At 37.1% G+C, this 20,270-nt stretch carries 16 protein-coding genes; 5 read left to right on the forward strand and 11 right to left on the reverse strand.

Annotated elements, in window-relative coordinates:
* Positions 1-5 precede the first annotated feature (5 nt).
* The 6 genes from ORQ98_RS29500 to ORQ98_RS05400 all read right to left on the reverse strand — a co-directional run bounded on the left by ORQ98_RS29500 (position 6) and on the right by ORQ98_RS05400 (position 7,483).
* Complete coding sequence (locus ORQ98_RS29500; protein ID WP_342455182.1) at positions 6-698, reverse strand: TVP38/TMEM64 family protein; 693 nt, start codon at positions 696-698, stop codon at positions 6-8.
* Between the two features lie 11 nt (positions 699-709).
* Positions 710-1,519, reverse strand: a complete 810-nt coding sequence (locus ORQ98_RS05380) for a sterol desaturase family protein (RefSeq protein WP_274687757.1) — start codon at positions 1,517-1,519, stop codon at positions 710-712.
* Between the two features lie 302 nt (positions 1,520-1,821).
* Positions 1,822-4,521 carry an arsenate reductase (azurin) large subunit gene (locus ORQ98_RS05385; RefSeq protein WP_274687758.1) on the reverse strand — a complete coding sequence of 900 codons (2,700 nt, stop codon included), beginning with the start codon at positions 4,519-4,521 and terminating at the stop codon, positions 1,822-1,824.
* A 5-nt stretch (positions 4,522-4,526) separates the two neighbouring features.
* Positions 4,527-5,114, reverse strand: a complete 588-nt coding sequence (locus ORQ98_RS05390) for an arsenate reductase (azurin) small subunit (RefSeq protein ID WP_274687759.1) — start codon at positions 5,112-5,114, stop codon at positions 4,527-4,529.
* Positions 5,111-6,277, reverse strand: a complete 1,167-nt coding sequence (locus ORQ98_RS05395; protein WP_274687760.1) for a cytochrome-c peroxidase — start codon at positions 6,275-6,277, stop codon at positions 5,111-5,113. The genes ORQ98_RS05390 and ORQ98_RS05395 overlap by 4 nt, the downstream gene beginning before the upstream one ends.
* 87 nt (positions 6,278-6,364) lie before the next feature.
* Positions 6,365-7,483 (reverse strand): cytochrome-c peroxidase, encoded by a 1,119-nt coding sequence (locus tag ORQ98_RS05400; protein ID WP_274687761.1) that lies wholly within the window; start codon positions 7,481-7,483, stop codon positions 6,365-6,367.
* A 435-nt stretch (positions 7,484-7,918) separates the two neighbouring features.
* Here ORQ98_RS05400 and ORQ98_RS05405 point away from each other — a divergent pair, with 435 nt between their 5' ends.
* Positions 7,919-8,614 carry a hypothetical protein gene (locus ORQ98_RS05405; protein WP_274687762.1) on the forward strand — a complete coding sequence of 232 codons (696 nt, stop codon included), beginning with the start codon at positions 7,919-7,921 and terminating at the stop codon, positions 8,612-8,614.
* 78 nt (positions 8,615-8,692) lie between these two features.
* On the opposite strand, the gene ORQ98_RS05410 is transcribed toward ORQ98_RS05405, so the two are convergent.
* From ORQ98_RS05410 to ORQ98_RS05430, 5 genes are all read right to left on the reverse strand, one after another.
* Positions 8,693-8,995, reverse strand: a complete 303-nt coding sequence (locus ORQ98_RS05410) for a hypothetical protein (RefSeq protein ID WP_274687763.1) — start codon at positions 8,993-8,995, stop codon at positions 8,693-8,695.
* Between the two features lie 219 nt (positions 8,996-9,214).
* On the reverse strand, positions 9,215-9,991 hold the full coding sequence (locus ORQ98_RS05415; RefSeq protein WP_274687764.1) for a helix-turn-helix domain-containing protein: 777 nt from the start codon (positions 9,989-9,991) through the stop codon (positions 9,215-9,217).
* 1,522 nt (positions 9,992-11,513) lie between these two features.
* Positions 11,514-12,053 carry a paraquat-inducible protein A gene (locus tag ORQ98_RS05420; RefSeq protein WP_274687765.1) on the reverse strand — a complete coding sequence of 180 codons (540 nt, stop codon included), beginning with the start codon at positions 12,051-12,053 and terminating at the stop codon, positions 11,514-11,516.
* A complete protein-coding gene (locus ORQ98_RS05425; RefSeq protein ID WP_274687766.1) occupies positions 12,040-13,404 on the reverse strand; it encodes a sigma-54-dependent transcriptional regulator in 1,365 nt (454 codons plus the stop codon). Before ORQ98_RS05425 ends, ORQ98_RS05420 begins: the two co-directional genes overlap by 14 nt.
* Positions 13,405-13,428: 24 nt before the next feature.
* Positions 13,429-15,318 (reverse strand): sensor histidine kinase, encoded by a 1,890-nt coding sequence (locus ORQ98_RS05430; RefSeq protein WP_274687767.1) that lies wholly within the window; start codon positions 15,316-15,318, stop codon positions 13,429-13,431.
* Between the two features lie 324 nt (positions 15,319-15,642).
* Here ORQ98_RS05430 and ORQ98_RS05435 point away from each other — a divergent pair, with 324 nt between their 5' ends.
* The 4 genes from ORQ98_RS05435 to ORQ98_RS05450 all read left to right on the forward strand — a co-directional run bounded on the left by ORQ98_RS05435 (position 15,643) and on the right by ORQ98_RS05450 (position 20,245).
* Positions 15,643-17,025 carry a cytochrome ubiquinol oxidase subunit I gene (locus ORQ98_RS05435; protein WP_274687768.1) on the forward strand — a complete coding sequence of 461 codons (1,383 nt, stop codon included), beginning with the start codon at positions 15,643-15,645 and terminating at the stop codon, positions 17,023-17,025.
* 196 nt (positions 17,026-17,221) lie between these two features.
* A complete protein-coding gene (gene cydB, locus ORQ98_RS05440) occupies positions 17,222-18,211 on the forward strand; it encodes a cytochrome d ubiquinol oxidase subunit II (protein ID WP_274687769.1) in 990 nt (329 codons plus the stop codon).
* An 88-nt stretch (positions 18,212-18,299) separates the two neighbouring features.
* Entirely contained in the window at positions 18,300-18,818 is a 519-nt protein-coding gene (locus ORQ98_RS05445) for a DUF4166 domain-containing protein (RefSeq protein WP_274687770.1), read from the forward strand.
* 350 nt (positions 18,819-19,168) lie between these two features.
* Complete coding sequence (locus ORQ98_RS05450) at positions 19,169-20,245, forward strand: hypothetical protein (RefSeq protein WP_274687771.1); 1,077 nt, start codon at positions 19,169-19,171, stop codon at positions 20,243-20,245.
* Positions 20,246-20,270: the final 25 nt, after the last annotated feature.

The raw sequence follows: 20,270 nt of genomic DNA on the forward strand, positions 1-20,270 counted from the left end.
CCACTTTAATTAGACTGTTTGACCTTGACCAGCTTAATAATACCTTTAGCAATCCATGGGAATGCAGCCAATAATAAAAATGAAATAATAATGCCTGGGGTAAACAAGCCAGTGACTGATAGTTCTTCTATATTTGATAAACTAGCCCCAGCATTGACATAAACAATTGTTCCAGGCAACATTCCGATTTGGCTGACAAAGAAAAACTGCAGCACTCTGATTGGAGTTAACCCCATTACCAAATTAATTACAAAAAAAGGAATTGCAGGTATTAGACGTAAAGTAAATAAGTAAAACCCTCCCTCTCGTTCAACCCCATCATTAATCGTTTTAAGGTGAGAAGAAAATTTATTCTGCACCCACTCGCCTAATAAAGTTCTTGAAATTAAGAATGCTAAAGTAGCACCTATTGTGCTGGCAAAAGAAACAATAATAACACCTGTGAATAACCCAAATATAAGCCCTGCAATAATGGTCATTATTGCAGCACCAGGTAAAGAAAGTGCAGTTACAAACACATAAATTACAAAAAATATTGCTATAAGGGTATAAGGGTTATTTTCTTGCATAGGCCCTATTTGCTCTGCATATAGGCTTTTTATTCCATCAACGGTCAGATGCTGATGCAAGTCAAGACTAAAAAATACCCCTACTCCAATAAACACTACTGCCAATACAATTAACTTCGTTTTAGACATAAATACAAGCCCTATGACCGTTTAAATGGTTGTATCATCATCCAACTAATAGATGATGTATCACTGTGTTGATATTGAGTTAAGCCAAGGGGCATAACTGCCTCATTGGTTACAGGCTTATCCCGATAAGTGCCAAACAAGTAATCCCACCAGCTTAAACTGAAACCAAAGTTGGAGTTTGTTTCTGTTACGACTACTGAGTGATGAATCCGATGCATACTAGGGGTAACCAGTATTTTTCTTAATAGTAGGTCAACCCTTGTTGGCAAACGAAAATTAGCATGCTCAAATAGCGACGAGGTACTAAGTAAGATTTCAAATATGATTACAGCAATAACGGGTATACCTAACAAGACAATTAATAAAGACTTAAACAAAGTTGAAATAATCATTTCAACTGGATGAAACCGAACACCAGTAGAGAAATCAAACGCTCGATCAGCATGATGTATTTTATGGAAACGCCATAATATGGGTAACTTATGCATCAGCCTATGTTGCCAATAAATTGCACAATCTAGCATAATAACCCAGCCTATCATCATAACGACATTATCTGTCAGCTCCGACAAGCCTAACCAATGGATCGCCCCCCAATTATTATTAACTGTCACAATAGCGACTGAAAGAGGTAATAATACTTTAAATAATACCCTCAGAATAACGGTTGCTATACCAATAAGTGCAAAGTTACTCAGTAGATGCGTCCATTTATTTTTCACGACTCGATATGGATACCGGTACTCAAAGTAGCCTAACAAAGCAATAGCTACCAAAAAAATCAACAAACGGGATGTGCTTACAATATCAAGCCCTATCATAACCAAACCTTATATCAAGCTTTTATTAAGCTATTATCTTATAGAACCTGATTTAAATGAATTTATTTCATTATATTTACCAACAACTATACATTCCTGCCTGATATCACTGCCTATCTGATAGAGATAACCAAGCAATAACTTCCATACCACGAGTTTACAATAAGCCTTGAGCCTCTATTACAGAGAGAATATAAACTGTCCGACAAAAAAATAGAGCCAATATAGGCTCCAAATGGTCGCAGAGGACAACAAGAGATTAAGAGAGGTTTATATGAACTATAGAAACTGCTCGAACTCTTCTAAACAATATTTCTTGGTACAAAGGAAAAGTTACGAAACTGACGTTTATAAGGTGACTCACTCATTTTTTTTACTCTGGCAACGCCCATCTTGTAGTTGTAATTGCCACTAATATTATCAACTACTCTGGCAGTTAGAGCATTGGTTGGCTGACGCATATCTAACATATTGGAATACAGCACACCTTGCTTAATTGCAGGTGTTACCATTGCAATGGCTGTTACTGCTGCTTGCTCTAGTTCAATATGTCCCTTAGCTAACAGCTCAGAGAATTGAAATTGCCCCTCATAACTACCATGTAAAGTGTCTTTAAAACAGGGCACCCGATCAGAATATAAAATAACTCTGTCACCAGACTCAATACCTCTGGTTTTGGCATCAGCAGGGTGAATCTCTACCCAGTTTTCTGGCCAACGCTGCATGGTATAGGCTCTTCGCTGAGTATCATCAAAACCTGACTGCCATATTTCATTTATTCGGCCATTGGTAAACCAAAGTTCATCTTCTTTAGGCTGTATCCATTGATGAAAATCTGAAAATAAACTCCAGGGGTGTTTCTGCAAGTTAACTTTTCCTGTGTGGGTATTAAATGCTAGTAATGTTTTAGGAATAATATTAGCGCCTTGAGGTCCATTTTCTAAGCCTTTTTCTGCAAGCTCCTCCAGCCCCATTTCTGTATCATGAAGTCGTTTGGTGCCTATCAATTTATTCGTTTTGTAGTTAAAAAATACCGGGGCTTGAATGCCTTCTGTACCCATTTTTCTGAATTGTTCATGTAAAGTAGTACCTGCTTTTTTTGCAGCCACTTTGACCATATAAAAGTCTTTTCTAGACCCTCTGCTAAATCGTGCTGCTTCTTCTGCAACACTATTAGAATCTTTCCACTCAAAGCCATCATATCCCATTTTGCGAGCTAATTGGGCTATAATCCACCAGTCTGGTTTAGCGTCACCTGGTGGATCGTAAAATTTCTGATATAACCTTAACCGTCTTTCTCCATTAGCCCGCGTAAAGTTTTCTTCTCCCCAGGTAGCAGCAGGAAAAATAATATCAGCAAATCGAGCACCAATGGGATCTCGCATATAAATATCCTGGTTAAATACTACCATTCCTCCTGAGTCCACTCGGTTTTTAAGAGTGTTAATAATTTTCTCTTTTTCAAAGCTATTAACTTGATGAGGGTTACCTTGAGTTAGCTCACGAAACTTGCGGTATAAGCCTTGTGAGCCCGTCATCGCTTGAATCCAAGTGGTGCCTATGACATGAGCTAATCGAGTATGGCCTGATACCAGCCAACGATCGACATCCAAAGCCCTGCGTCGTCTACCGGGCAATTTTTCAGGCGATTTATTTCTCGGTAATTTACCTCCCCAAACACCACCCCGTTGATGACCACCAAAACGGCCAATCACTCTTCCAGATCGGCCACCCGCTCCACAAATGGTTGCCAGACTTGAAATTGCATTAGTATTGCCTGTGTTATTACTCCAATAAAAACCTTTTTCAATACCAAAAGAGGCTTTTACTCTAGAACCATCAGGATTAGGTTTTGCTAACATTGCTGCGGCCAAATATATTTTTTCAACATCAATACCAGCAATTTTTGCTGCATAACCTGGCTCATATTCTGGTTGCGAGAAATTCCATTGTTTATAATCAGCAAAGCCTTTTGTTTGAAATTTTCCCCAGGTGGTTCGCCATTGCCATGGTGTATTACGTGTTCCTTGTCCAAATCCTGAGTTTGACTCCCATTTATTATTTACCCATTGCTTAATCCACTCTGTATCTTCCCAGCCATTCTCCATGATAACTCTTGCGATAGCACCTAATACTAAAGTGTCAGTACCGGGATATAAATCTATATGCAGGCCTCCCATTTTTTTCATATAAGCAATACCTGAAGTCTCTCTTGGGTTAAGAGCAATTGCTTTCATCCCTTTTTGAATCGCAGGCATTATATACTGGGTAAATAAAATCGTTTTTGTTTCATAGGGATCAGTTCCACAAACCATTAATACATCAGCAGCCCCCCAATCTTCATAACTTGGCCCAAAATTATCAAACCCAGCATCACGGAATCCTGGTGTTGATGTAACATCTGAAGGCGTATCATGGAAAGTAAAGTTGGCCGTATTTAGGTGACGTAAAGCATACTTGGTGATTGCATAAGTATTTTCAATATACTGATAAGAATAAGTCTTAACACAATAAGCATTAGCTCCAAACTTATTTCTTACATAAACAGCAATTTCACTTGCTACATCCATAACAAAATCCCAACTGACGGGCTGTAGCACACCACCAACACGTATTAATGGCTGTAATAAGCGATCTTTAGTTGCTGTTAGTGGATTGTAAACTTTCTGCGCTAATAGCCCGCCACGCATACTTGAATCACCCATTTTATTAACGACTTTTGTTTGTTTATCAGGAACGATGACTATATGGTGGGGCTCTCCCTTATGCATAATGACATTATATTGAGAAGGAGCAACCCAAGCTTGTAGTGGAAAACTAGGAAAATCAACCCCAAAAGCATTTTCACTTGCTTTCATCCCTCCGCTTGGCTCTCTAACTGGCCACCGATAAACTTTAAACCCACAGGCAACCACACAGTAGTCACAAGCGGTTGTAATAACATCGGCAGTAGGAGGTGGTAAGGGGATATGATCTTCTGGGGGGAAAATATGTCTAACCATTGTTTTTATCCTCTTGCCGTTGCTATTAAATTATTAGTGCGCCCAAATAGTAGTCCCATAACACCTGTTGCAATTACTTTGTCATTTTGGACTTCCAGCACAATCTGCGGCAAACTCTGATAAGCTTGCCCGGCAATTAAAATACCATGACGGGTTAAGTCAAATAGAGATAAATGAAATGGGCAAGGGCCTAATACTCGATGCTCATCGACAGCTTTATAAGTACCTTGCAATGGCCCTCCCTGATGACTGCAATAATAACTAAATGCGACAATATCTTCATCAGGGCCAACCCCGCCGCCTGCTGGTACGCCTAATTTTACTAAAATAGCAGCTGTATTATTCCCATTATCAGGATAGTTAATATTAATTGGTTCATTGACTTTCAGCTCACTTAACTTACTCAGTTGCCTGTTTGGATATTTAACCATCTTAGCCGTTAGCGATTGTGCTTCACCGGATTGGTTATATATTACTAACGGAACACAAGATGCTACCGCAGCCGTACTTGAGTTAAACAAAAATTGCCTACGACTTATTAAGCAAGAGGCATTCTTATCATCAGCATTATCATTAATTTCAAGTGACGTCATTTTTTTGCCTCCATTAGCTCTTTTTTACTAAACAATTTTTGATAAGCAGGTAAATTGGGGCGCTCAATAGTAATTTTTTTTCCAGAAAATGCCTTCAAGAAAGATAACAGTTGCTTTTTTTCTTTTTTATTAAGACTTAATGGCTTAATTAATTTACTCTTTGTTGTTGGATAGGCTGTTGTTCGACCATCACTGGTAAAGCCACCTGCATCATAAAAATCAATAACATCTGTCAGACTAGCTAATTCGCCATTATGCATGTAAGGTGCGGTATAAAGTGTATAACGTAATGATGGTGTTCTAAACTTTCCTTTCATAGAAGGATGTTTGGTTCGAAAATAAGCTCCTGGATCTGCTTTAGTGTGTCGATATTGTTGCTCATCCATTCCTTTAGCATAAAGCTCATAACGCATAGTGATTTGTGCAAGAGGGTTTGTTTGCCACTCACTACTGGGAGGTACACCAATATTATAATAAGCTTGATCAGATGCTAATGCACCGTTATGGCATTGAATACAGCCAGCTTTACCTTCAAATAACTTTTTCCCTGCAAGCTGTTCTGCTGTTAGTGCGTTTTTATCACCATTTAAAAAATGGTCCAAAGGAGTATCAGTTTGAATCAAAGTACGTTCAAATGCGGCAATTGCATTCCAGGCATTATTAATTTTAGGCCATTCATCACCAAATACTTTTTTAAACTGTTGGCGATACTCAGGAATCAGTGCCAATCTAGCTTCCATTAAATCATCTTCACCATTTCCCGCAACAGCTCCTTTAGCTGCAGACTTTGCTTGCGCCTCCAAAGATTTAGAGGCTCCGGCCCAAAACAATTTATCATAGTAGGCTGCATTGATTATCGTTTGAGCATTTCGCCAATGAATGGTACCAGGATAACCGAGTGATAGCTTGCCAGGCCAATCCCAGCCCATTTCTGGTACATGACAAGAAGCACAAGATGTTGATCCATCACCACCTAGTCGACCATCAAAAAAAAGGAGTTTACCTAACGCTATTTTTGCTTCTGTCGTTTTATTATCCGGCGGTTCAGGTACTTTGCCTAATGGAGCAAGCGGAGGAAACTGAGAAGCACTAGTTTTCTGGATCAAAGTCAATACTAAAACAACAATAAATAATCTAAAATATGCCTGCTTTAGTCTATTCATTAGCAATCCCTGCCTCTTAAAATCCTACTATATAATGGCACACCTAATAGATAATAGAGTTTCCTTAATATCAGTGTAGAATAACTATTAGTTTTCTTTATCTTGCCATTTTTCAATTAAGTGATAACTATATTGATGCTCCTGATTAGTATATTTCTTAGCTATATCTACTGAAGACGATAATGACTTTAAAAAAGAGACCAATGCCTTCTGCTCTACTTTTGTTAAGCCTAGCGGTTTAATTTTTTTATCAAGGTAACGATCTTTACCTCCACCTTTATTATAAAAAGATACCACCTCATCTAATGTGTTAAAAATACCATTATGCATATAAGGTGCGGTATAGTTTAATTCTCTAAGACTTGGAGTAATAAACTTTCCCCTATCACTACCATCTGCTTTATGGGTTAATACACCTGCCCCTATATCTCGTTTAAGTGACATATAATCTGATACCCCCATAAACATATTAAAAGCTATAAAGGTCTGATGACTTAAAGGGTCAAGAAATACAGATAAATTTTCTGGCACACCTGTATTATGAGGAAGCTCATCTGTATATAAGTGCCCACTGTGACATTGGCTACAACCAGCCTTGCCAAAGAATAGTTGTTTACCTTGTCTTGCTTGTTTATTTAATTTATTTAGATCATAGTTATTCTTTGTAGACTTAAGCACTGCCAAGAAAGCAGGTATTGCTTTTCTTACTCCACTATTACTTGGTTCTCCTAAGCCAGCTTTAGCAAAAAGTGCTACATAATTTAAGTCTTGCTTAAGCCGCTCTTGCATTAAGCGCATATCCATATTCATGATATAATCTTCTGTTAGCATTTCCCTCACTACATCATTTAAATTGGTAGCAATTCTTCCATCATGCAACCAGCGAGTTTTGAGTGCGGTATTAATTAAGCTTGGGGCATTGCGAAAGTGCTTATTACCAGGATAACCTGGCGATAATGCTGTTCTGTGAGTAAAACCATATTGTGGCTGATGACAATCACTACAGGCTATACTACTATCACCTGACAACCTTTTATCAAAAAATAGTCTTTTTCCTAATTCGATCAATGCATTACTAGCACTATCACCGTTCTGAGTAACGTCAGAGACCTTAGCAACTGTCTTATTCAGAACTTCTGCACTAGAAAAACTACTGTTTATAAAGCACACAAACAATAAGGTCAATAAGGGGATATTTACCTTCAACTGCACTAACCTGCATATTAAGTTGTTGATAAAACAACCAATAAGTATAACTATGTTTATGTTATATTTTTTAACTCGTACGATAAGGTTCATGATTAGTGACATCCTTGTCTTCGCATGATCTAAAGCTTAGCGTTTTATTTAATACCGCAGTTAATCAAGTTTCACTATGGCTACTTTATTCACAGCAATATCTACACCAGGCATCAAATTTAATAACTCACTGTAATTATTGTAGTTTTTGTATATTAGCAAATAGAGTTAACACACAAAACGTTAAATACATCAATTTAGTTTCAACAAATCGTCCAACATTTTTTTTCGCTTTACCCATTCATAAATTATTCATTCACTAGACTTATAACTGTTTAACGGCTTTCACTTTAAAACCTTTGTAAAGTTTCATATATTTAAGAGTAGACTCGCTGGCTTAAAATGAAAATCCATAAAAAATCGAAAATATCATTAACAAACTATATTATAGCTTTCTTATTTAGCTTCTCTGTTATTACTAGTGTTACAGCTACTGAGGCTAATGATTCTAAGGTAAGTCAGCAAAATACTGCTTCTACTAAAGCAGTTTGCTCAAGCTATTTATGCGACTATACTGCAAAAGAAATAAGCTGGCCTAGAGATCCACTAAAAACTAACCAGCTAGTTCCACTATTATATAATAATTATAGTATTAAACTAAATAGTAGTGCCGCTTTTATTGCTACAATAGATAACGAGTTAATAATAAAGCTAGCAAATGGCAGCAAAATATCATTTAAAAAAACAAACAAAAAATCAAGACCAGCATTTAATAATGCAAAAATCCCTACCAGTGATATTCCTAAGTTTATGTTCGAAATTTCACAAGCCTCACTATCAGTTTCAGATCAGTTTTATAACGAAAAATTAACCTTATACAAATTAGCAAGACAGGTTGACTTTAAACAACCCGACCAAGTCACTTTAGCAAGAAAAGGAAATTTAGTAGCGTATATTATTAAGGGAGAAGAGAATCAGTTTATTAAAAGCTGCTGGGTTGTTGATATAGAAAACCCTGATTGGTTCTTAATTATTGATGCTGAAAATAACGCAGATAAAACCATCAAATATATTCTCAGCCACCTTTCTACTATTTAGTTTACAAAAAGCATAGTTTTATAAAAGACATAGAAGAGCCCCCCCCTAACTAGTTAGGGGGGCTCTTTCACAGGCTACTTACACAAGCAAGTCATGTAAATCTAAGTTTTCCATTTCAGCAATCTTATCTCGTAAAAACTTCTCTACTGTGGTACAAGCTAACAACCAAGGGCGATCTGTTATTGTAATAGTGGCCACCTTACCATTAACCACATATTTACCCTTAATCTGACCAATAACCGGGATAGTTAACTGAAATGATGCTTGCTGTTCATTACCTGTAACGGTGCCATTGTACTGCGCTAACATAACTTTAACTTTTTCGAAAAGTACTGCAGGCTCACTTTTAAATGCAACATCAAACGGGTTACAACTTGCCATAATTATTCTCCTTTTGTATTTTTTATTTAGCTCCAACATCCTGAAAAGCAATCTTGCTCAACAGACAGTGCTAATGTTAAGGAGATTAAAGATAATAAGTAATCTGGAAATGATACCCTAGATAAATAAGGGTATCATTTTGAGGAGAGAGTAAAATCACCCATACAGTCTAACAATATGGGATGATTTTTAGTTTTTAGGTAGCAAATCGATTACTGCCTATACGAATGACGTTTGACTAGCTGAATAAAGAGGTGTATTCACTATGTCTGTAGTGCTAGAAGAGCGGTTTGCAGCAAAGCTGTCCTTTTCAAGCTCTTCCAATCTGACCAGTTTGACAGGCTTCTGCACTGTTGCCGTTAGTATTTCAGTAAATGTGTCATTGATAAAACCAGCTTTGTCTTTGTTTGTAATAATAAAGCGTAAATCGCCTTTTGCCGTTACAGCACAGAAACAAACTGCTGACATGTCACTTGCATTATCAAGCACAACTTGCTGATTTGTTACAAAGTATAAAACTTCCTTACTCTTTTTCGCATCTAACTTAAGAAGAGCAATTTTTTCACTAAGATATTCATTTGCAGAAAAATCATAGCTTTCTTTGCTATAAATACCCAGTTTTGCTAGTAAACGGCTAACCCCAGTTTTACTAATTTTCACATGAAATTCTTGCTCAATGATTTGCTTAAATGAATCTCTATCCCATAGTACTTTTTCAATACCAAATTCTGTTGGCTTTTTCTCTAGCAACAATATTAGCTGCTTCAAATGTTCCTCAGTCAGTTTAGGAGGACGCCCGGTAATTGGCTTTGCTTTCAAGCCCTCTTCGCCATGCATTTTATACTGAGACAGCCAGTCATAAATACATGAACGATGAAAGCCTATTGACTTAATGACCAACTCTGGACTTTCTCCTGCATGAACTCGTTTCACTGCAGCAACTCTGATTTTTTCTAACTCTTCATGAGACAGCTTTCTACCATCAATCTTAGTCATATTTACAACGCACCCATGGTTATTACCATATAACAAACTTATAATCGAAAGGCTGTTTTTATAGTTAATGAAGAGGATTAGTATTATCTATTAAGCAGCTATAGCTTGCTTTTTATACCAAATTCTTAATTTGTTGTTTTCAACCAACTTTCTGCAACTGCTATCTACAACTGCGATGTATAGTTGATCACAATCAAATCACTTCATGTTATTCCTCTTAATTGCCTACCATCGATTACTACCTTCCTAGAAAGTTCCATAAGAATTCCTAGATTTTTTTTAACTTCCTGTACAAAATTCCCTGTTTCTCCCCTCATCAATAAACCTTTAAACATAAAACTATACTGGCCTATTGTACTGATTCGTTTTCTGAAGAAGCATGTCTATCACTTATAGTATCTTCTCAATGTAATATGACATGCTTAATCAATATAAACTTTCAACCTGAATGAATTTTCTGTAATTTTCTATAAAAGCTTAATTTATACTTCTAAAATCTTTTTCTGCATCAAAAAACTCTGAATACGAAGTATAAGACGCTTTGTTCTACACTGAGCATTTAGTAGACAAAACGATCAACAAAATACTAATATTGACGTGTTTTTGCCTGATAAAGCCATATCTATAGACTTCCAGAAGACCAAGCAGCCAAAAATCGTTCAAGATTAGAGCGAACGCAAAAGCAGCTTTTTAGTTTTAACTTTATGCTCTGGAAAGCTGTAGTATTTTTTTAGCTAAGCTTCCTAACACTTTTTTCAATGCGAGGGGCATCAAAACCTTTAAAACCAAGTCTTTTACTTGATTCATTAAAGACATTGACTAGATGTTCAGTTTGAGTTGCCGATCACACTGTCAATGAAAATATTTTTCAGCCCAGGTATATGTAATAACCGAAGTCGCTTATGGGTAAATACGCTTCAATATATACCTTACAATAGAGTTACTATTTGTTACTCCATTATGTCTTGCTTTTTTGGATAAAAACCACCTAAAAAAAACTATTGGGCTGATAAATAAAACTTATAGAATAACCACTCACTAGAAAGTTTATCGTATCTTTATTGAGTCTCTTTTTGAAGCCAAAATGAGTCTTAAATATCACTCTTGGCTCAACTTTTTACGCCATGTTTTAACACTTAACGCCAAACGTACCATTATAATGCTGCTTTATGTAAAAAATGCTGATGCTGATAGTTACATATCGCTACCTGTTTGTAGCAAATACTGATATGTCATTGAAGATAGAGCTTTTTTCTTTTTGCTGGGCCAGCCACCCTGGCTTACACAATTTACTTCAATATGGGGGCAATTAGGAAAGCTTCTCTAAATAACCTAGTAAAATGATCGGATAAAGCGAAATACACTGGCTGTAGCCACTTCTAAACATGTTGTATCTGCTCACTCTTTATACACTGCAGCTTTTACCAACAAGCCTAGAGCTTCCTGCATCCATATAGCCACTCATATGTGGCAGAATCTTACTCTCATGAAAAATAACTATTATTAAAGAAGCCCTTTTGTTTCATGAATTTATGTTTGGTTTGTCCCTACTTACTGATAGCAACTGAGTAAGTAGCATACTACCCACTACTCCACAGGTAAAAAGGTACAGGCCAATATGCACAGAAACATTAGCTATAACACCAAATTTAATGGTAACTAGCATAATTGCAACGATAAACACATCTAACATTGACCATTTGCCCAAAATTTGTAAAAGCTTTATATATTTTGCTTTTCGTTGGGAGGATATACTTCTAAATAATATTACAAAAATAAGACTAAGTTTAAAAACAGGTATAACGATACTAAAAATAAATATAGCCAAAAAGAGAATCAGTTGCTTTTCTTTAAATAAGTCAATAACGATAGAAACAAGCGATACTTGGTTTTCTAAAAAATAAAACCTTTCTAAAGAAAACAAAGGCAAAAACATGCCAAATAAGATAAATAACGATATAACCAACCAGCTAACTTTTAGCAATACATTTATTTTCATATCGATAGTGTATATTGGCTCAGCTAATTGTTTACATTTTGCTCGGCATCTAGCTTTGTTCACGAAGCGTATTTAAACCATATCGCTCCATTTTCTTTAGCAACCCTTGTCTTGATAGTTTTAGTTTTTGTGCTGCGTGCGTTCTATTGCCATTACTTTGCTCAAGTGCCACTGTAATCAAACGAATCTCTAATTGCTTCACTTGTTGCTCCAAAGATTCATCATTTAACTCTACTGGCACTACTTCATTACCAGTAAACAAAAAGCTAATCTCATCCATCGTTACCTGCTGCCCTTGAGCGATTGCAGCTAAACTTTCGATAGTATTTTTTAACTCTCGAACATTTCCTTGCCATTGATTATTAGTCAACCATGCTAACGCATCTGCTTGGATAGTAATCGCTGTTCGATTTTTAACATTATATCGCAGTAAAAAGTGTTGAATAAGGGAAGGTATATCCTGTTTCCGTTGCTGCAAACTTAACGTTTGAATTGTTATACCCTTAATTCGATAAAATAGGTCATCACGAAAATTCCCAGCTGCTACAGCCCCAAGCAAGTCGCGGTTGGTCGCACTGACAATACGAATATTCACTTTAACCAGGTCTCTTCCCCCTACAGGATAAAAACTTCCTTCCTGCAATACCCTTAGTAACTTAACTTGCATTGCGCTAGGCATTTCACCTATTTCATCTAAAAATAAAGTGCCATTATCCGCTAACGCTATTAACCCAACTCGATCTTTATCTGCCCCTGTGAATGCCCCTTTCTTATAGCCAAACAGCTCACTTTCTAGTAAGTCGGCAGGGATCGCACCACAGTGAACAGAAATAAACGGCTGATTTTTTCGACTACTATGTTGATGAATGGCTTTTGCAATAATTTCCTTTCCAGTACCTGACGGGCCGGTAATCAGCACTGGCACATCAGTAGGTGCTATCCGGGTAATTAATTGCCTGGTAGATTGAATATTTTCGCTAACACCTACCAATCCCATATCATCATCTTGTACCAGCTGTTGACGTAACTGGCTTAACTGCAGCTCTAATTCATGTTTAACGAGAGCACGTTTTACAACAATAGCCAGCATATCTGGATCAATAGGTTTAGCCAAAAAATCCCATGCTCCATTTTTGATAGCCGTTAAAGCAAGGTCTCTATCAGCATGACCTGTCATGACAATAACAGGTGCTTCACACTCAGGGATCAACTGCAACCCTTCCTCTGGAGTAAAAGAAGGAGGTAAGGCAAGATCAAGCAATATTAAACCTATTGTTTGCTTTGCTAAAACTTGCCTAGCCTGCTCAGTATCTGATGCGACAGATACTGTATAACCTTGTTGCACAAGCCAAAGCTTGCACAGCTCACAAAATGCAGGTTCATCGTCAATCACTAATATATGTTCATCATTCATTTTATTGCTCAATTTGAGGCAACCTTATTTAGGGTAAGGAAACTGGCAGATAAAGCTACAATTCCACCCCATAGAATCTGAGTGATACACACACCCTTGGTGAGCTTCCATTATTCGCCTGATTATTGCTAGTCCTAATCCACTCCCCCCAGCACGCTTACTGACAAATGGAATAAATAGTTGCTTTTTCATCTCTTCGGTAATAGCAGGGCCATTATTATGAACTATGATTTCACAACAGTTGTCGCCACTATTTTGCTGTATGTTATTTGCACTAATCAAGATTTGTGGCATTGATTGATTTCGAGTGAATGCAGCAGCATTTTCTAATAAGTTAGTTAATACTTGCTGTATTTTTCCGCAATCTCCATAAACTACCAAATCATTTTCAATATCAGATGACACTTTAATCTGATAGTTCTGCTCTATATAACTAGCCACAGTTGAAACAATTAACTTTAGTTTATTCATCTCACAACTAAGTTCCAACCTGCCAGAATAACTGAGCATATCACTAACCAACTGGTCGGCCCTTTCTACTTGGGCTTGAATATAGCTTCGAGTCGTCTTGTCCGTTTGGGCAGCTGCCATTGAAATAATATTCAGTGGATTACGTAATTCATGAGCCATTGCCGCCGATAAACTACCCAACTCCACTAAATGTTGCTCTGCAAGTCGTTGTTTTTCTTGTTTTGCTAGCTGTAAACGCTGCTCAACCAGGCGAGCACTGCTCAATAATAATGCAGCAAAAACCTCTCCTACATGGCGTAAACTCGGTGTTAAATCTTCCCAGCCAACCAGTTTAATTTCCCACTCTGAGCGTTTTAAGCAATAAATAGTAGGATCTTGAGGTTGTTCTTCTACAGCAAACTCAACATGCAGCATTCGTCCAAGATGTTGTTGAAGTAGTTGTTCAGCTGTTCTTTTTAGCGACTCCCAGCTCTGACATTGCTGCAATGTTGCTAACCACTGATCAAGTGTTCCTTGATCCAAGTGGGCCCCAGGATAAATAATCCGATCAGCCAATAAATGAGCAGGCTGGCTTAGCATCCAAGCCACTGCCAATACAAACAGTGAGTAAAGCCATAACTGAAGTAGTGGTACATCAGCCAAAGCTGTTATTCCTAATGAACCCGCTATTGCACTAAATAATGCAATAGCAATAAATACCCCAGTGACTAGAGCCAACCAGTTAATGGCTTTTCTGGCCCACTGGTTGACTTCCACTAGCTGATAACGAGTCACACCATAAACCAGTAAAACAGCATAACTAGGCAACAACAACATAGGATAAGGAAAAACATCAATGTTAACTGAAGGGAATACAAAACTCGTTGCTAACAGCAATCCCCAGCCACCCACAATAAACATTGCAACAATAGAACGCCGTTTATTTGCAGAACTAACTTGCCATCCCCAGATAAGTAACGAATGTGCTTCTAACCCGACAAGTACGGTATAGGCTAGATTCACCCAGCCAAACCCATCTAAGTGAATAAATGCACTAAAAGATAGCCAAGGTTGTAAAAAGTTATCAGCAGCCAGCCAACTAATAATAGATACAACCGCAGCAAGCCCATACCAAATACCAATACGGCGTTGCATGGTTTTTATAAGTGCTGGTGATGACTGAGATTGACTAGCATCACCAATAAAATTAAGCGTAAAGTGAAGAAAAAAGGTGGGAATAAACGGATTTGCTAATAAAAGCGCCAAGCCTGTTTGGCGAATGATCAATGCCTCAAACTGCACCAGTAAATGCCCAGCACACCATCCAGCCATCGCCAAACAAAAACCAGCCAACGGCCGTAAAGCCTTGTGCTGTGTTGATTTAATGATCAACCAAGCGCCAGCCAGAACAGCCGTAATGACTGTTAGACTCATGGATATATAGAAAGCAGTCATCAAAGTCATGGCTTCAGTGTTAACAGTGTTGATAGCTGATTCCCACCAATCTGTAAATGATGTTTACAGGCATTCTATCAAAGCCCGTTTAATTGCGCTAAATCATTGTAATCTACTTGACGATTAAAGCTGGCATGTTCTTTGTAGTGCTTTGCAATGTAACAAGTACAAATAGTTGTAATCAATAAAGCATGTTGAGAGGTAGGCTGAAATGAATAATAGCGTTCTTATGATGGACTTACTATCTGTTGGGCTGATCATAACTATAGCGTTGCTTCCTGGATTAGTTCAATTGGCTCACAATCAGCGTAATGCTAATTAGGGGGCGGTATTATGGAATTTGACCCCGCCATACTCTCCCGTATTCAATTTGCATTAACTATCAGTTTCCATATTATTTTTCCCACGCTTTCTATTGGGCTAGCTTGTTATATTGCCATTATGGAGGGGTTATGGTTAAAACTTCGCCAACCCATTTATCTACAACAAGCTAAATTCTGGATTAAGCCTTTTGCTATTACCTTCGGTATGGGGGTCGTATCTGGTTTGGTGCTTTCTTATCAGTTTGGCACCAACTTTAATAAATTTTCTGAGATCGCTTCACCCGTCATAGGTCCTTTGCTCAACTATGAAGTACTCACCGCCTTTTTCTTAGAAGCAGGTTTTTTAGGCATTATGCTATTTGGCTGGAATAGAGTAAGCGAAAAAATTCATTTTGGTGCATCAGTAATCGTAGCTGTTGGTACCATTTTATCTGCATTTTGGATTCTAGCCGCTAACTCATGGATGCATACACCCGCTGGCGTCATTATCGAAAATGACCAGATTTTAGTCACTAGCTGGCTCGAGGTAATTTTTAACCCTTCATTTCCTTACCGCTTTGCCCATATGCTCCTTGCTAGCTTTATTACTACATTAGTGGTGATAGCAAGTGTTTCCAGTTATTACTTATTAAAAAAACGGCACCAGCAATTTGCCAAAAAAAGCTTAGGGATAGCGGTGGCAGGTCTGGTTGTGCTGACTCCAATTCAGGCATTTGTAGGTGACCTCCATGGCCTTAATACTTTAGAACATCAACCCGTAAAAGTGGCTGCAATGGAAGGTATCTGGGAAACTGAACAGGGAGCTGGCCTCCGACTGTTTGCTATCCCAGACCAACAACAAGCGAAAAATGACTTTGAAATTGTTATTCCCAAACTAGCAAGCTTGATTTTAACTCACGACGCTGATGGTACCGTGCAAGGCTTAAATGCCGTACCAGAAAATGAACGCCCACCCGTTGCAGTAGTTTTTTATAGTTTTCGCCTAATGATAGGGATAGGTATATTCTTGCTCGCTATGGCTTACCTGGGCCTATGGCTGGCTAAAAAAGGTACTCTGTTTAATAACACTTATTATTTAAAAACACTGAAATGGTCAGCACCACTAGGCTTCATCGCAACTTTATCCGGCTGGTATGTAGTTGAAGTCGGCCGGCAACCCTGGTTAATTCAAGGTTTATTCCGTACCAGTGACTTAGTCACCCCTTTGCCTGCCGAACGAGTTCTCATCAGTTTAATTGGCTTCGTGGTTGTTTATACCTTATTATTTGGTGTTTACCTGCACTTCTTCAAGAAACTAATCCGCCAAGGACCTGAGACTATTAATTCAACAACTAATTCAGAAAACATAACAAATGCAGTAAACAGTAATACAAAGCAAGTTAAGCCAGCATGAAAAAACTTTAGCTATAACATTAATATATTGTATGAGGTAGTAGGGTATTCTGTAGCTAAGACAAGGATGCCTTGTTAACTCTTAATGGGGCAAGGATCGCACTTCAAGAGTGGAGGAAAAATACCTACTACTTTATACAGCAAAAAATCATGAAATTGACTGCACTTGTTTTATTTAATACTAAAGGTAAATCTTTATGGACTTAGCAGTAGTATGGTTGTTAGTTATCGTTTTCGGGATTTTTGTTTACGCTATTCTAGACGGTTTTGATCTTGGTATCGGTATACTTTACCCCTGGCTTAATAAGCAAGAAAGAATGACCGCTCTACATTCTATCAAACACGTATGGGATGGAAATGAAACCTGGATGGTATTCGCTGGTGTTTGTCTGCTGGTTGCATTCCCCAAAGTCTATAGCCAAGTATTAGGTACTTTATATATACCAGTATTTCTAATGCTGTTTGCTTTAATTTTTCGTGGTGTAGTGTTTGAGTATCGCTTTAAAGCAGATAGTAGCAAAGTCTGGTGGGATTTTAGTTTTTTTGCTGGATCTACTATAGCAGCATTTAGTCAAGGTACAATTTTAGGTTCAGTATTACTGGGTTTACAAGTAAATAATGAACAGCTGACTCCTTTATGGTTACATCCTTTCTCTCTGGCTATGGGAGCACTAATCACTATCGCTTATTGCTCACTTGGCAGCTTATGGTTACAAATTAATACTGAACCTATGTTAGAGAAAAAATGTAATCGTATTGCAAATAAAATGATCGGTTTATTCAGCCTGCTTAGCTTAATTGTGGTATATAGTTTTTTTGGTAACTTTTCATGGACAGATACAACATTTGTACTTTCTGTCATTAGCTACAAATGGATGATTCTTATGGTAGTTGGCCTGTTTGGTTTTCTTACAATAAAAAGTAATAGCAGTATGCAAAACTCATCTAAACAAGCATTTTTATTGTTTTGCAGCTACTTATTTATATTATATTTAGGATTATTGAACTTAGTTTTTCCCTACATCATTCCTGGAAAACTAACTATCTGGCAGGCAATGGGCAATGAAAATAGTTTACAATTTGCTTTAGTTGGTGTGGCAATTTTACTACCTGTTGTACTTGCCTATACAGTATACAGTTATAAAGTTTTTTCAGGTAAACCAGATAGTAGTGCCGGAGCTTACTAACCACTAACGTTGCATAAATTATCATTTCACACTTTCTACAGCTATTAGTCTAAAAGCTAATAGCTATAGCACTAAAATTTACCATATTATGCAAAAAAATATCATACATAAGCATCTCGGGGAGTCTTTTAAAGATTTACCCCCATTGTTACAACAAGCTCATAGCGGAGACATATACTTACAGGGATCAGTTACTGTCAAGCGTGGAAACCTGCTAGCCAATTTTCTTGCCAATATAATTAAAATGCCCCCAGCCAACTCAAACTGTAATTTAAAGGTTTATGGTAGTCATAATGAAGATATCATGAAGTGGCAAAGACATTTTGAAAATCATATTATGGAAAGTAGTTTTAAGTTACAGGGAGATTATTTAATTGAAAACCTCGGACCAATTAAGTTACTACTAAAATTAAACGTAACAAATAACAAACTCATATATAACGTAGTAAAGACATCTATCTTTGGTATAAACATTCCTAAGCCACTTCAGCCCAAGCTTACTGCTTTTGAAATGGAATATAATGGTCTGTATCGATTCCATGTTTCTATTTGTCTACCTATTATTGGCTTATTGATAGGTTATAATGGAGATTTACACATTACATGAAGACTAAAAACCAAACAATTTCAATAGCAACCAACAAAAAAGAATTAAAAGCAGCACCTCAAAGCTAACAAGCGTAGCATTTCAAAAATACTTTTTATATTTTGCTATCTTCATTCTTAAAAAATATGGATGAAAGTTAATATATGAAATATTTAACAATAACTCCACTCATCTATTACTTATAGGCTTATATGGTCATCATCAGTTGATGATCATGCCTCAAATTAGGTATAGCCATAACCGTTGATTACTCTTGACAGTTGATTACTAGCACACCACAGCGAAATTTAAGCTAAAATTATTCTAAACACTCACCCAAAAAAGCAGGGTGATAGCTTTACAAGAGTTGAATGGAAACACAACTCAAGTTTGCATGGAGCGCAAAGATGAAGAAAAAAAAGCATACACAGAAGCCAAGCTTTACAAAATTATTAGCAATAATATTTTGTTCACATCTTATAGTTGCTGCTGTCATTATTACAATAAGTAACAACCTTCTTAGCAAGAAAACTCCTAAAAAAAATGATACTTCCAGTGATTTTTCTTACGTAAAAGTTGCACTTTCAGATCGTATAAATAATATAAAACAAGATATACGTATCATTTCAAGCCTTATTCAAAGCACTACCAGCAATCCTCATATTGAAAAAGAGAATTCGGTTATCAAACTATTTGAATCAATGATTGAAACCAGAAAGTACTATGACCAAATCAGACTATTAAACTCAAAAGGGAAAGAAATATTACGTCTAAATAAAAGTGGTGATGGTGCTATCAAAGTAACTGATGACAAACTACAAGATAAGTCAAACCGCTATTATTTTACAGATATTTACTCAAGTCCTCCCGATAAGTTTTATATATCAAAACTAGACTGGAACATTGAAGCAGACTCTGTAGAACTACCTTTAAAAGCAACAATACGTATCGGTATACCAATAAAGCTTGATCTTACTTCCAGTAGTCAGGGTGTATTACTGATAAACTATTTAGCTGCTGGTCTAGTTGGCAGTTTAAACAACACTGTAGCAGGAGAAGAATACTTAGTGATCAGCCAAGATGGTGTCACTGCTTTTGATCCAGATGCAGCCAACTTATTAGATTCTGACCACCTCTTCAATCAGAAACATCCTGATCTATGGAGTGTCATGCAAGAAAATACGAAAGGTACTTTTAAGGGTGCTAGTCATAGTTATCAATATGAAAAAGTTTCATTTGGCAATATAAACAACAAGTCTTATTCAACTATTTGGCTGGTAAAGAAGGCAAAGGTAGCACCAATTGTAGAGTCATCTAACTCAACTACTTTATTATATTTTTCAGCGCTAGCACTATCATTTACCTTTGCTGTACTAGTTGCCCTAATATTTAATGTCAAAAGGAGAGGAGCTGATAATCTATCTGATCAAAGCGCCGTTACTGCCTAAAAATCATAAAATGGATTAAAACTTT

Source organism: Spartinivicinus poritis (genome assembly GCF_028858535.1).
GTDB lineage: Bacteria > Pseudomonadota > Gammaproteobacteria > Pseudomonadales > Zooshikellaceae > Spartinivicinus > Spartinivicinus poritis.